General features: G+C 70.9%; 11 protein-coding genes. 5 read left to right on the top strand and 6 right to left on the bottom strand.

Annotated features, from left to right (window positions below; translation table 11 throughout):
• Positions 1–3: 3 nt before the first annotated feature.
• The 3 genes from SOM19_RS09110 to SOM19_RS09100 form a co-directional block, all read right to left on the bottom strand.
• Positions 4–600 carry a ComEA family DNA-binding protein gene (locus tag SOM19_RS09110; RefSeq protein ID WP_320486203.1) on the bottom strand — a complete coding sequence of 199 codons (597 nt, stop codon included), beginning with the start codon at positions 598–600 and terminating at the stop codon, positions 4–6.
• A 102-nt stretch (positions 601–702) separates the two neighbouring features.
• A complete protein-coding gene (gene leuS / locus SOM19_RS09105; RefSeq protein ID WP_320486202.1) occupies positions 703–3,291 on the bottom strand; it encodes a leucine--tRNA ligase in 2,589 nt (862 codons plus the stop codon).
• A 68-nt stretch (positions 3,292–3,359) separates the two neighbouring features.
• On the bottom strand, positions 3,360–4,709 hold the full coding sequence (locus SOM19_RS09100; RefSeq protein ID WP_320486201.1) for an anthranilate synthase component I family protein: 1,350 nt from the start codon (positions 4,707–4,709) through the stop codon (positions 3,360–3,362).
• Positions 4,710–4,751: 42 nt separating this feature from the next.
• Between SOM19_RS09100 and SOM19_RS09095 the strand changes: the two genes are divergently transcribed.
• The 4 genes from SOM19_RS09095 to SOM19_RS09080 are packed head-to-tail and all read left to right on the top strand — an operon-like array spanning position 4,752 to position 8,149.
• On the top strand, positions 4,752–5,444 hold the full coding sequence (locus tag SOM19_RS09095; protein ID WP_320486200.1) for a DedA family protein: 693 nt from the start codon (positions 4,752–4,754) through the stop codon (positions 5,442–5,444).
• Positions 5,445–5,448: 4 nt separating this feature from the next.
• Positions 5,449–6,486 (top strand): App1 family protein phosphatidate phosphatase, encoded by a 1,038-nt coding sequence (locus tag SOM19_RS09090; protein WP_320486199.1) that lies wholly within the window; start codon positions 5,449–5,451, stop codon positions 6,484–6,486.
• 28 nt (positions 6,487–6,514) lie between these two features.
• On the top strand, positions 6,515–7,228 hold the full coding sequence (locus tag SOM19_RS09085; protein ID WP_320486198.1) for an SOS response-associated peptidase: 714 nt from the start codon (positions 6,515–6,517) through the stop codon (positions 7,226–7,228).
• A gap of 45 nt (positions 7,229–7,273) precedes the next feature.
• On the top strand, positions 7,274–8,149 hold the full coding sequence (locus SOM19_RS09080) for a 3-methyladenine DNA glycosylase (protein WP_320486197.1): 876 nt from the start codon (positions 7,274–7,276) through the stop codon (positions 8,147–8,149).
• Between the two features lies 1 nt (position 8,150).
• Here the strand turns inward: SOM19_RS09080 and SOM19_RS09075 are convergent, their stop codons facing one another.
• On the bottom strand, positions 8,151–9,347 hold the full coding sequence (locus SOM19_RS09075) for a glycoside hydrolase family 3 N-terminal domain-containing protein (protein WP_320486196.1): 1,197 nt from the start codon (positions 9,345–9,347) through the stop codon (positions 8,151–8,153).
• A gap of 116 nt (positions 9,348–9,463) precedes the next feature.
• Here SOM19_RS09075 and SOM19_RS09070 point away from each other — a divergent pair, with 116 nt between their 5' ends.
• Positions 9,464–10,564, top strand: coding sequence for an endonuclease/exonuclease/phosphatase family protein (locus SOM19_RS09070; RefSeq protein WP_320486195.1), 1,101 nt, complete (start codon positions 9,464–9,466; stop codon positions 10,562–10,564).
• A gap of 3 nt (positions 10,565–10,567) precedes the next feature.
• On the opposite strand, the gene SOM19_RS09065 is transcribed toward SOM19_RS09070, so the two are convergent.
• Both SOM19_RS09065 and SOM19_RS09060 read right to left on the bottom strand, forming a co-directional pair.
• A complete protein-coding gene (locus tag SOM19_RS09065) occupies positions 10,568–12,244 on the bottom strand; it encodes an acyl-CoA dehydrogenase family protein (protein ID WP_320486194.1) in 1,677 nt (558 codons plus the stop codon).
• Positions 12,241–13,326, bottom strand: a complete 1,086-nt coding sequence (locus SOM19_RS09060) for a zinc-binding metallopeptidase family protein (protein ID WP_320486193.1) — start codon at positions 13,324–13,326, stop codon at positions 12,241–12,243. The genes SOM19_RS09065 and SOM19_RS09060 overlap by 4 nt, the downstream gene beginning before the upstream one ends.
• Positions 13,327–13,368: the final 42 nt, after the last annotated feature.

Raw genomic sequence — 13,368 nt, 5'->3', positions numbered from 1 at the left:
CGCTCAGACCGTCACGAGGTCGCGGAGGGACTCGAGCATCTTGTCGCCGATCCCCGGCACCGCGAGCAGGTCTTCGATGCTCGTGAAGCGCCCGTTCGCGTCGCGCCAGTCGATGATGCGCTGCGCCATGGCCGGCCCGATGCGCGGCAGCGTGTCGAGCGCGGCGATGTCGGCCGTGTTGAGGTCGACCCGCCCATCCCCCGCCGATTCGGGGCCGGGAGCGACGGCTTCTCCGACGGCCGGCACGTGCAGCTGCTCGCCGTCGGCGATCGGGCGCGCCAGGTTGACGGCCGCCTCGTCGGCGTCCGCGCCGAATCCGCCGGCGGCCGCCACCGCATCGACGACGCGGGCGCCCTCGTGCAGGACGTAGAGACCGGGCACGGCCACGGCTCCCGAGAGGTGCACGTACAGCGCCGCCGGGGTCGCGGCATCCGTCCGTCCTTCGCCGTCGACGACGACCTGCTCCACCGGGGTCGTCGCGCCCCGGAGGATGCCGATCCCCACCGTGACGGCGAGGGCGGCGATCACCAGCACCACGACGGCGCCGAGCCCCAGCCGGCGCCCGGGCGCCGCGCGCTCGGCGTCGCGGGCGGCAGTCACACCCTCACGCTAGGGCGCCCGCCGACCTCGGGAACCGGTGCCACCGGGGCTTGTGGAGGCCAATGTGCGCGGGTGCGCCGGGGAGGAGCCGCGGCGGACGGATCAGTGCGTGCTGAAGCTGACGACCTTCGGCGCGCGCACGACGGCGCGGGTGATCTCGCGGCCGGCGAGCGAGCGCACCACGCGCTCATCCGCACGAGCCAGCCGCTCGAGCTCGGCGGCATCGATCCGCGCAGGAACCTGCAGCGTGGCGCGCACCTTCCCGTCGATCTGCACCACCGAAGTGACGGTGTCCTCGACGAGGAGGGTCGGGTCGGCGTTGCGCCACGGGACGAGCCCGACGAAGCCGTCGTAGCCGAGGATCTCCCACATCTCCTCCGCGAGGTGCGGAGCGAAGAGGTCGAGGATCATCGCGGTCGCCTCGGCCGACTCCCGCACCGCGGGGTCGGCGGGGCCGGCGCCGGAGTCGATGGCCTTGCGCGTGGCGTTGACGAGTTCCATCAAGCGGGCGACGACGACGTTGAACTTCGTCTGCTCGACGAGGCCAGGGGCATCCGCGAGCAGTCGATGAGTCACGCGGCGCAGCGCCGTGTCACCCTCCGCCCAGATGACGTCGGGATCGCTCGTGACGTCCTGCGCGACGCGCCAGGCGCGCGCCAGGAACTTCTGAGCACCCGTCGTGGAGACGTCCTCCCAGTTGATGTCGTCCTCGACCGGACCGGCGAACGCGATCGCGACGCGCACGGCGTCGGCGCCCGGGTCGACCATGCTGGCTGCGAACTCGACGAGGTTGCCCTTGCTCTTGGACATCTTCGAGCCGTCCAGCAGCACCATGCCCTGATTGATCAGGCTGGAGAACGGCTCGGTGAACTCCACGAGCCCCATGTCGAACAGGACCTTGGTGATGAACCTCGCGTACAGCAGGTGCAGGATCGCATGCTCGACGCCGCCGATGTACGAGTCGACCGGAGCCCACTTGTTCGCCTCGCGGGGCGGGAACGCCTGGGTCTCGTCCGACGCGGCGAGGAAGCGCAGGAAGTACCACGAGCTGTCGACGAACGTGTCCATCGTGTCGGGGTCGCGCAGTGCGGGTTCGCCGGTCTCGGGGTCCACGGTCTGCATCCACTCGGTCGCCCCGCCGAGAGGCGAGGTCCCCTTGGGAGCGAGGTCGAGCCCCTGGACGTCGGGGAGGGTGAGCGGGAGCTGGTCCTCCGGTACGGGCACGATGCGCCCGTCCTCGGTGTGGATCATCGGGATCGGCGTGCCCCAGAACCGCTGACGCGAGATCAGCCAGTCGCGCAGGCGGTACGACTTGGCGGCCCGGCCGGTCCCTGCGGCGGCGAGCTGCTCGACCATGCGCGCGATGGCGTTGCGCTTGGACAGGCCGTCGAGGGTGCCCGAGTTGATCATGCGACCCTCGCCCGTGAGAGCGATGCCGGTCTTGGCGGGATCGATCGAGTCGAGCGGTGATTCCTCCCCGCCCGGGTCGATCGGCACACCGTCGTCGTCGAGCTCGATGATCGGGATCGCCCCGGTGACCGGCGCGGTCGTGTCCACCACGACCTTCACGGGCAGGTCGAACGCGCGTGCGAAGTCGAGGTCGCGCTGATCGTGGGCGGGCACGGCCATGACCGCGCCGTGACCGTAATCGGCCAGCACGTAGTCGGCCGCCCAGATCGGGAGCCGCTCGCCGTTGACGGGGTTGATCGCGTAGCGCTCGAGGAAGACGCCGGTCTTGGGGCGATCGGTGCTCTGGCGCTCGATGTCGGTCTCGCGCTGCACGCTCTCGAGGTAGTCCTGGAAGCGCATGCGCACGGCGGTCGACGATCCTGCCGCGAGCTCGGCGGCGAGGTCGCTGTCGGGGGCCACCACGAAGAACGTCGCACCGTGAAGCGTGTCGGGGCGGGTCGAGAACACCGTCACGCGACCCTCGCGGCCCTCGATCTCGAACTCGATGTCGGCGCCGACCGAGCGGCCGATCCAGTTGCGCTGCATCCGGATGACCTTCTGCGGCCAGAAGCCCTCGAGCTGGTTGAGGTCGTCGAGCAGTCGGTCGGCGTAGTCGGTGATCTTGAAGTACCACTGGGTGAGCTTCTTCTTCACGACCTCGGCGCCGCAGCGCTCGCACCGGCCGTCCACGACCTGCTCGTTGGCGAGCACGGTCTGGTCGTTGGGGCACCAGTTGACCGGGCTCTGCTTGCGGTACGCGAGCCCGCGCTCGTACAGGCGCTGGAAGAGCCACTGGTTCCACCGGTAGTAGCCCGGGTCGCTCGTGTGGAGGATGCGGCTCCAGTCGTACGAGGAGCCGTACTCGCGGAAGCTCTTCTTGTGCTGGTCGATGTTGGCGTAGGTCCACTCACGCGGATCCGCTCCCCGCTGGATCGCCGCGTTCTCGGCCGGGAGGCCGAAGGAGTCCCAGCCGATCGGGTTCAGAACGTTGTAGCCGCGGTGGCGCCAGAAGCGCGCCACGACGTCGACGTAGGCGTAGCTCTCGGCGTGCCCCATGTGCAGGTCGCCGGAGGGGTACGGGAACATCCCGAGCACGTACTTGCGGGGGCGCGTGTCCTCGTCCCCGCCGGCGCGGAACGGGTCCTTCTCGGCCCACCGCGCCTGCCACTTCTGCTGGATCGCATAGGCGTCGTAGCCGCCTTCTGCGGGCACGGCGGCGTCGAGCGAGGGAGTGTGTGACACGGGGAGAACCAATCGAAGGAAGCCGGGGGTGCGCAGAGCGCGGTGTCCAGGTTACCGGACCGGCGTCCTCACCAGCCGGGTGGGAGCGCCGCGCCGAGCGCGGCCAGCGGCCCTCGCGCCTTGATGCCCACCTCCGCGACCTCGGCTGCGGCATTCGATCGCCACGTGATCCCGCCGCCGGCGCCGACGTACGCGCCCCCGGGGTGCACGACGATCGAGCGGATCACCATGGCGAGGTCGAGCGCGCCATCGTCGCCGACCCAGCCGAAGCAGCCCGCGAAAACCCCGCGCGGAGCGCCCTCGAGCTCGTGCAGGATCGTCATGGCCGAGAGTTTGGGCGCGCCGGTCATGCTTCCGGCCGGGAAGGCGGCGTCGAGGAGCTCGCCGACCGAGACGCCGGCCCTGAGCGTTCCCGAGACGGTGCTCACGAGCTGGTGGACCGCCGGATAGGACTCCACCGCGAGGAGCGCGTCCACGCCGACCGAGCCCGCATCGCACACGCGGGAGAGGTCGTTGCGCATCAGGTCGACGATCATGACGTTCTCGGCGCGCTCCTTCTCGTCGGTGCGAAGCTCCTCGGCGAGAGCGGCATCGGCGGCGGCATCGGCACTGCGGGGGCGGGTGCCCTTGATCGGACGCGTGCGCACGACTCCCCGCTCCACCTCGAGGAACCGCTCCGGGCTCGCACTGGCGAGTGCGATCGGACCGGAGCGCACCAGCCCCCCATGGTGCGCCGGAGTCGCGGCACGGAGCCGCCGGTAGGCGTCGAGCGGATCGACAGTCGTCACGCTCTGCCCCCGTGACGGCGGATCCTGCAGAGCCTTCGGCGCCTCGATCTCGAACCGGGTCGTCAGGCACAGCTGGTACGCGTCGCCCTCGCGGATCGCGTCACGGCAGCGCTCGATCCGCAGCGCGTAGTCCTCCGCCGTGTGACGCTGGTGCGCGACGGCAGGGGGTGCCGGCGCGAGGGGCGGGGCCGAGGCGACGTCGATCCGGGCGACGGCGGATGCGAGCTCCGCCACGGCGTCCGGCGCGGCGACCGCCCAGCAACGGCCCGCGGCGTGGTCGAACGCCACGAACCGCGACACCCGGATCCACTGCTCCGCCGACGTGTCGGCGTCGAAGTGCGCGGGGGCGCCGGCCCCGGCAGCGGCGTGGTCGTAGTCGAGCCACCCCACCCACCCGCCGCGGAAGCGCCCGGCCGGCCAGGCCTCCCACTCGGGCGAGGTGCAGTCGACCGCCCGGACGGCGTCGGGGTCGTTCTCGGGCTCACCGGTGCCGACCCAGCTCCAGCCGTCCTGGGCGGAGGGGCCGGCGTCGAGCCAGAAGGCGTCATCGTCCCCGGCGTGCAGCGCCAGGAACACGGATGCCGGGTCCACCCACCGCGTCAGCTCCAGGGCGACGAGGGGCTCCGACATCTTCCCAGGCTAGAGGGCGGGCGGTCGTTCTAGGCTCGTGGCGTGAACGAGTTCCTGACGTGGCTGCTCGACGCCGTTCAGAGCGTCGACCCGATCGTCAGGACACTGCTCGCGGGCCTGGCCATCATGCTCGAGACGAGCGTGCTCATCGGTCTGGTGGTGCCCGGTGACACGATCGTGATCGTGGCCGCCACGGCGGTCGCCTCACCGCTCGAGGGCGTGCTGCTGGGCGTCGCCGTCGTCATCGGCGCGCTGATCGGCGAGAGCATCGGGTTCTGGCTGGGCCGCTACCTCGGGCCCAAGATCCGCCATTCCCGCCTGGGACGGAGGATCGGCGAGACGAACTGGGAGCGCTCGGAGCGCTACCTGCGCCGCCGGGGCGGCCCGGCGATCTTCCTCTCCCGCTTTCTCCCGGTCCTCCACTCGCTCGTGCCCCTCACGGTGGGCATGAGCGGCTACTCGTACAAGCGGTTCCTCGCCTGGACCGTACCGGCCTGCGTGATCTGGGCGAGCCTGTACATCTCGGTGGCAGCCGTGGCCGCGGGCACCTACCGCCAGCTCGCCGACCAGCTGCACTACGCCGGCTACATCTTCGTGGCCGTGATCGTCGTCTTCCTCCTCCTCGTCTTCGTCGGCAAGAAGATCATCGAGCGCCTCGAGCGCCGGCACCTCGACCACGCACACGACGAGACGACCACTCGTGCAGGTCTCATCGAGGAGGACGTGGAAGACTGAGAGGATGCCCGAGAACGCATCGACGACCCCTCGCACCAAGGTGCTGTGGTTCGCGCGACTCGAGTACCGCTTCCACTCATGGCGCGAGCGACGCGCCCGGCGGCGGGGCCACACGCCCACCGTGGCCGCGTTCCCGGGCTACGCCGGCCCGGGCTGGGTGCGGGTGCTCGGCCGCGTCATGATCGTCCCGCCCGTCAAGCGCACCGAGTCCGGCGAGTACGCCAGCGTCCGAGGCTGGCGGAGCTTCGTCGCGGTGCCGATCGGCTACGCGCAGGTCACCGTGACGATCGCGGGGATCGACCACGACGTGGTCGCCGACCGCGGCGGCGTGATCGACGTGCGACTGCCCGCGACCCTCGAGCCGGGTTGGCAGACCTTCACGATGTCGGTCGAGGGCGGCGAGCCCATCGAGACCCGCGCCTTCGTCGTGGCGCCCGACGTGACGTTCGGCGTCGTGTCCGACGTCGACGACACGGTCATGGTCACGGCGCTCCCCCGCCCGCTGCTCGCCGCGTGGAACTCCTTCGTGGTCGACGAGCACGCCCGTCAGCCGGTCCCCGGAATGGCCGTGCTCATGGAGCGGGTGGTGCGCGAGAACCCCGGCGCGCCTGTCATCTACCTGTCCACCGGCGCCTGGAACATCGCACCCACGCTCATGCGATTCCTCCGCCGCCACCTGTTCCCGCCGGGCGCGCTGCTGCTCACCGACTGGGGTCCGACCCACGATCGGTGGTTCCGCAGCGGCAAGGCGCACAAGCTCTCCAACCTGCGGCGGCTCGCGGAGGAGTTCCCCCACGTGCGGTGGCTGCTGATCGGAGACGACGGGCAGCACGACGACGAGCTGTACACGACCTTCACCGCCGAGCACCCGGAGAGCGTGGTCGGGGTCGCGATCCGGCGGCTGTCACCCGCCGAGGCCGTGCTCGCGGGTGGGCGGACCGCCGTGAACGACCACAGCGCGGTGGCGGTCCCGTGGGTGACCGAGTCGGACGGCGCGGGGCTCCTCGAGCGTCTCGAGGACGTCGGCGTCGTCCCGCACTGACGTCGGAGCCCCCGCGTAGGCTGACCGCATGTGCGGACGCTTCGTGGTGGCCAGTGCCGGATCAGAGCTCGTCGGCGTGCTGCGGGTCGACGTCGAAGGGGACGACCTCCCCGAGCCGTCGTACAACGTCGCCCCGACCTCGCAGGCGGCGATCGTGCTCGACTCCATCAAGGAGGAGCTGCCGGTGCGACGACTCGAGAGCGCCCGCTGGGGTCTCGTCCCCGGCTGGGCGAAGGATCCGAAGATCGGCGCGCGTGCGTTCAACGCCCGCGCCGAGGAGCTGGAAGACAAGCCGATGTTCCGCTCGGCCCTCGAGAAGCGCCGCGCCGTGGTGCCCACATCGGGCTACTACGAGTGGAAGACCGACGACGGCGTCAAAGTCCCGCACTACATCCACCCGGCTGACGGATCGCCGCTCTTCATGGCAGGCCTCTACGAGTGGTGGCGCGACAAGTCGAAGGCCGACGACGACCCCGACCGCTGGCTGCTCAGCTTCACGATCCTCACGCGCGACGCGATCGGGCGCCTCGGGTCGATCCACGACCGGATGCCGCTGTTCCTCGACCCCGACCACGCGGATGCGTGGCTCGACCCGACCACCGACAACGTGCGTGACGTGCTCGATGCGGCTATCGACGCCGCCCCGGCCCTCGCCGAGACGCTCGACGACCACGTGGTGTCGAAGGCCGTCGGCAACGTGCGCAACAACTCCCCCGAGCTCATCGAACCCGCAGGGGACTGACCCCGCTCCGGGCCGGTGTTCGGACGGCACGCGTATCCTCGAACGGTGCCGATCGCCCCACCCCGTCCCGCCGTGCTGAGCGCGGCGGAGTGGCGCGCCCGCGAGGAAGCCCATGCCGCGCGCGCCGACGAGATGACCGCCGCGCACCGGGCCCGCGCGTCACGCGGGGAGCGGCATCCGGTCGAGGATTTCCTCTTCACGTACTACTCGTACAAGCCGGCCCTGCTGCGCCGCTGGCACCCCGGCGCGGGCAGGGAGCTGGCGGATGCCGCGGCCACCCCGCGTGCGCAGTGGCGGTGGTACGCGTCCGGTGACGCTCCGGGCTCGCTGGTCGTCGACGCGATCGCGATGCGTCAGGACCGAGGCGCTCTCATCACGAACATCGGCCGGATCCTGCGGGCGACCGCGAACCGGACGGGCAGCTTCGGCTGCTTCGGCCTGCACGAGTGGGCAATGGTGTACCGCGAGCCCGGCCACCGGCACGAGGTGCCCCTGCGACTCGGTCAGACGGCGACGGACGCCGTGGTCGAAGCGCACGACCTGCGATGCACCCACTTCGATGCGTTCCGGTTCTTCACCCCGGAGGCCGCGCCGCTCAACCGTGACGAGCCCTCCCGCGAGCGACAGGCCGACCTGGAGCAGCCCGGCTGCCTGCACGCCGGGATGGACCTGTACAAGTGGGCGATGAAGCTCGGACCCCTCGTGCCCGGGGAGCTGCTGCTCGACGCGTTCGCGCTGGCCCGTGACATCCGGACGCTCGACATGCGGGCATCGCCCTACGACCTCACGGCGTGGGGTTATGACCCGGTGCCGATCGAGACCGCACAGGGCAAGGCCGAGTACGTGGCCGCGCAGCGGGTGTTCGCGGAGCGCGGCCGGGCGCTGCGTGCCGGGCTGCTCGACGTCATCGACGCCGACTGACTCAATCCACCGGGGCGCAGTCCGCGCACGGCATCAGGCCCCGCCCGTCGGCGGCGAGCCCCATGCGCAGCACAGCGACCCTCGTCGCCGCCTCGTCGAGCCGCTGGGGATCGAGCTCTCCGGACTCCACGGCCGCGACGATGCCGTCCACGATGTCCGGCGCGGTCCGGGCGTTCGAGAACATGACTGCGAGCACGAGGTCGTTCCCGGCGGCGAGGGCAGAGACGGCATTGGCGACGGGATCGGCGTAGGCGGCGACGCCGGAGCCCTGCAGCATGCCGAGGTCGTCCGTCACGGCGACGCCCCCGAATCCGAGCTCCTCCCGCGCGATGCGGTGCCATTCGGCGGACAGGCTCGCGGGCGCCGGGTCGACCGCGGTGTAGGCGAGGTGGCCGAACATGAGCAGCGCCGCACCGGCGTCGATCCCCGCCTCGAACGGCAGGGCATCCGCTGCCCGCCACCGGGCCTTCGACATTCCGCTCGACGGGATGCCGCTGTGCGAGTCGCCCGGCGCCGCGCCGTGCCCCGGGAAGTGCTTGAGCGTCGACAGCGACTCAGGCGCCTCGCCCTCGACCGCCGCAGCGACACGCTCCGCCGCCGCCTTCGGCGAGGTCCCCAGCGCGCGACGGTAGATGAACGAGCCCGGGTCGTCGGTCTGGTCGGCCACGATGCCGAAGTTGACGCCGATCCCCGCCCGCTGCACGAGCCCCCCGCGGCCCGCGAACGCCTGCTGTGCCGCGGCGGCCGGTTCCCCCTTGAGTGCGAGGGCCGAGGCGAACGCGTCCCCTCCGAGCCGGGAGACGTCTCCGCCCTCCTGGTCCACGGCGATCAGCGGAGGAAAGGCGGGGTCGACCGTCAGTCCGGCCGTGACGGCCCGCACCGCCGCCTCTCCGTCCGGGATGTTGGCCCCCATCAGGATGAAGCCCCCGATGCCCGTCTCCTCCATGTAGTCGCGCAGCGCGGCGGCATCCGTGGTCGGGATGTGTCCCATCACGACCGACGCCGCCTTCTCACGCACCGACATGGCGGCCACCCGAGCGGATGCCGCTGCCTCCAGGTCGCCGTCCGTCGCGGCTTCGACCCGCACCGTCCCGGCATCCGGCGACTCTGCGTCCGCGGACGAAGCGGTGGTCGCAGCCAGCGAGAGCACCGCGCCGAGGGCGATGCCCGCGGCGGCGACCCGGTGCGCAGCTCTCACCCGTCCAGCCTAGGCGCGCGTCGGGCTCGCCGCCTGGGCACCGCCTGGGCACCCGTGGGCCGGGCGTATCAGCCGCAGGTGGAGAAGCCTCCTTCCCACCGAGCGAGGAGGCCGCCATGGGCACCAACTACTCCGGGATCACGCGCCTGGTCGACGACGACGCCGCCGCCGGCAAGCGATGCGCCGACCGCGTGCTGGCGATGCGCACGACGCTGAGGCCGCTCCGCGAGCGCCGTGACGACTCACGGCTGCTCCTGGCGACCTGGAACATCCGCGACTTCGACTCGGGCAAGTTCGGCATGGGCCCCCGCCTTCCGGAGAGCTTCTACTACATTGCCGAGATGCTGTCCGGGTTCGATCTCATTGCCGTGCAGGAGGTCAGTCGCGACCTCGCGCCGCTGCACCGGGTGCTCGACATCCTCGGCCGCGACTGGGACTTCATCGCCACCGACATCACCGAGGGCCGAGGCGGCAACGGCGAGCGGATGGCCTTCCTGTTCAACCGCGACCGCGTGCGCTTCCGCAACATCGCCGGCGAGATCGTCCTCCCCGAGGGCCAGCTCGTGGTCGGGAACAGCGGGGCGGGCGCCGACGAGACCGACCGCGGACTGCAGTTCGCCCGCAGCCCCTTCCTGGTGTCGTTCGCATCCGGCTGGTTCACGTTCTCGCTGTGCACGGTCCACATCTACTTCGGCGACGACACCGGAGCGCCGCTCGAGCGCCGCATCGCCGAGATCGACCGGCTCGCGGCGTTTCTGGCGAAGCGCCAGGACGATGCCCCGCGCCCCGCTGCAGGAGGGGTGGGGAACGTCGAGAACGTCATCGCACTCGGCGACTTCAACGTCGTCAGCCCGCAGCACGGCACGATGCAAGCGCTGCTGCGGCACGGCTTCGAAGTGCCCGCCGCGATCGACGGGTCGCGGATCGCCGACCGGGATCACTTCTACGACCAGATCGCGACACGGGTGAAGGACGACCGGTTCCAGGTCACAGCGGGGGGTATCGAGGCGCCGTTCGCCGACGTGTTCCGCGACGAGGACCTCGAGGTCTACCGTCCGTACTTCGAGCACACGATTCCCCCGGGCGCCGACGACGCCGGCGTCCGCACGGCCTACCGCGCGTGGCGCACCTGGCAGATGTCGGACCACTCGCCGCTGTGGGTGGAGATCCGCACCGACTTCGCCGACGAGTACCTTCGGCCGATCGCCGAGCGCTGATGCTCAGTGCCGCGCGACGATGGCTGCGGCATCCGTCCCCACGGGGAGCACGCCGTACTGGGACCCCCGGTCCTCCCCCAGCCGTGCGGCGATGAACACCTCGGCATCGAGGCTCGGCGCGTGGCGGAGCATGAGGGACGCCTGGAACGCCACGGCGAGCGACTCGGTGAGCCGGCGCGCCTGGGACTGCGCCTCTCCCGCATCGGCGCCACGTAGCGACGTCAGCAGCCCGAGTGCGCGCTCGACGTGGCGGTCGAGAAGAGCCGAGGCACCCGCGGTCACCGTGAGCTCGTCGGCGAACGCGTCGGCGGAGTCGGGGTCGCGGGTGAGCGCGCGCAGCACATCGAGCGCGATGACGTTGCCCGAACCCTCCCAGATCGCCATGACGGGCTGCTCGCGATAGCGCCGCGCGAGAGGGAATCCCTCGGTGTAGCCGTTGCCGCCGAGGCACTCGAGCGCCTCGTACGCGTGCTGCGGCCCGCGCTTGCACACCCAGTACTTCGAGATCGGAGTCGCCAGGCGCCGGAGGGCCACGTCACGATCGGATGCCTCGGCCTCGAACAGCTGGGCCAGGCGCAGGCCTGTGAGCGTCGCGGCCTCGGTGTCGACGGCGAGATCGGCCAGCACACCGGTCATCGCCGGCTGATCGACGAGGAGCGCGCCGAACGCCTCTCGGCCCCGGGCGTGCCACACCGCTTCCGCGACCGACTGCCGCATGCCGGCGGCGGTGCCCAGGACGCAGTCGAGCCGCGTCCGCTGGACCATCTCGATGATCGTCCGGACCCCCCGCCCGGGCTCGCCCAGGACGAACCCGACGGTGCCGTCGAACTCGACCTCCGCCGAGGCGTTCGACCTGTTGCCGAGCTTGTCCTTGAGCCGCTGCAGCCGGAAGACGTTCCGCATCCCGTGCGGCAGCATCCTCGGCACGAACAGGCAGGAGAGGCCCTCGTCCTTCCCGCCCCGGTGCGTCTGCGCGAGCACCAGGAACCCGTCGGACATCGGGGCCGAGCAGAACCACTTGTGGCCGGTCAGCTGATAGGCGTGCCCGCCCATCGAGACGCCGAGCGTCGTTCCGGCGCGCACGTCGGATCCGCCCTGCTTCTCCGTCATCGCCATGCCGATCAGGGCGCTGCTCTTCTGCTCGGTCGTCAGCCGCGGGTCGTACTCGCGTGCGAGCAGCCGAGGCAGCCACTCGTCCGCGACCCACGGCGAGTCGGCGATCGACGCGACGGCGGCATGCGTCATCGACACCGGGCAGGCGTGGCCCGGCTCGACCTGCGCGAAGAGCATGAAGGTCGCCGCACGTGCGACGTGCGCCCCGGGCCGCGGGTCCGCCCACGCCGAGGTGTGGGCGCCGTGAGCGAGGGCCTCGGCGATGACCCGGTGGTAGGACGGGTCGTACTCGACCTCGTCCAGCCGGAACCCCCACCGGTCATGCGCCTGCAGTGTGGGGGTGTGCACGTTCGCGAGCTCGGCGTCGCGCTGGAAGTCCGCCGACCCGACCCGTGCGCCGACGTCTCGGAGCGATTCGTCGGCCCACCCCGCCCCGAACGCGTCGACCGCGGCCACGAGGGGCGCATTGAGCGCGTACTCGTTCACGTCCACACGCCACGGCGGCTGGTTCTCGACATAGTGCGTCGCGGCGCCGATCACACGCTGGCCCCGCGAGAACGTCGTCATGCCCGCTCCGGCTCCTCGGCGAAAGCCAGGGCATACTGCTCCTCGAAGGTGAGCGGGGCGCGTGTGACGATGTCGTGCACGAACTCCAGCTTGCGACGCACGGGCACCGGAATCCTGAAGGGGTAGAGGTCGCCGAAGCCCATCGCACGGTTGATCCGGTTGAAGCCCTGCGACATCCACTCCCAGTCGGTGAGCAGCCGCTGGATGGGCTCGGAGCGGTAGGACTCGAGAGGGACGACGTCGGTGTCGCGCAGATTCGACACCGATGCGTCGAGATTGATGCCGATCACGGCCGCCGTCTGAAGGGTTCCGGTGATGTGGAGGTAGTGCGCCCACGTCTCCGCGAAGTCCTCCCAGGGATGCATGGTGGCGTACTCCGAGATGAAGCTCTCTTTCCAGTTCGCCGGTGCGCCGAGCTTGTAGTGTCGCGAGATCGCGTCGCGGTAGCTCTCGCGCTCATCGCCGAACAGCGCACGGCAGCGAGCCCACAGGTCGTCGTCCGTCAGCAGGACGTTCTGGAAGTAGTGTCCGACCTCGTGGCGCAGGTGGCCGAGCATGGTGCGGTATGGCTCCCCGAGCCTCACCCGAAGGGCCTCGCGCCGGTCGTCGAGGCTCTCCGCCAGGTCGATCGTGATGATGCCGTTCGAGTGGCCGATCATGACGCGCTTGCCGTCGGAGAGGCTCGAGATGAGATCGAAGCCCAGGCCGCCCTTGCGGACGTCCCACGGCACGATGGGCAGCCCGAGGTCGCCGAGCTGGAGGAGCAGTCGCCGCTTCGCCTCTTCCGTCTTGGCGAGCTTCTCCAGCGCGACCGTGTCGTCGGCCGCCGGTCGCCGCCGGGTGAGCCGGCACGAGAAGCAGCGGCCGGCGGGCGCGTCGTCGCGGACCAGCCAGTTGCAAGACCATTCCCGATTGGAGCACGTGTACCAGGCACGGCCTTCGATATCGGCCCTGCCGTTGCGAACACCGTGGAAGAGGCGCGTCTCGATGTTGTAGCCGAGCTCGCCTTCGCAGTTGGGGCACGTCAGTGTGTCCAGGTAGACGAAGTGGCGGCAGTGCGGACAACGAGGCTGTGAGCTCACGGATTCACCGTAGCGCGCCCCGGGGGTCTGGGATCCCCCGTG

Origin of the sequence: Microbacterium sp. CFBP9034 (genome assembly GCF_034045255.1) — a bacterium.
In the GTDB taxonomy this organism is placed as follows: Bacteria; Actinomycetota; Actinomycetes; order Actinomycetales; family Microbacteriaceae; genus Microbacterium.
The sequence above is the reverse complement of the archived record's forward strand: the minus strand, read 5'-3'. Positions and strand labels throughout refer to the sequence as shown.

Coding starts and splice junctions, on each gene's coding strand:
- SOM19_RS09100 (WP_320486201.1), bottom strand. CDS start 4,709: ATGTCGGAGCCCCTCGTCGCCCTGGAGCTGACGCGGTGGGTGGACCCG.
- SOM19_RS09090 (WP_320486199.1), top strand. CDS start 5,449: ATGCCCGAGAACGCATCGACGACCCCTCGCACCAAGGTGCTGTGGTTC.
- SOM19_RS09085 (WP_320486198.1), top strand. CDS start 6,515: ATGTGCGGACGCTTCGTGGTGGCCAGTGCCGGATCAGAGCTCGTCGGC.
- SOM19_RS09070 (WP_320486195.1), top strand. CDS start 9,464: ATGGGCACCAACTACTCCGGGATCACGCGCCTGGTCGACGACGACGCC.
- SOM19_RS09065 (WP_320486194.1), bottom strand. CDS start 12,244: ATGACGACGTTCTCGCGGGGCCAGCGTGTGATCGGCGCCGCGACGCAC.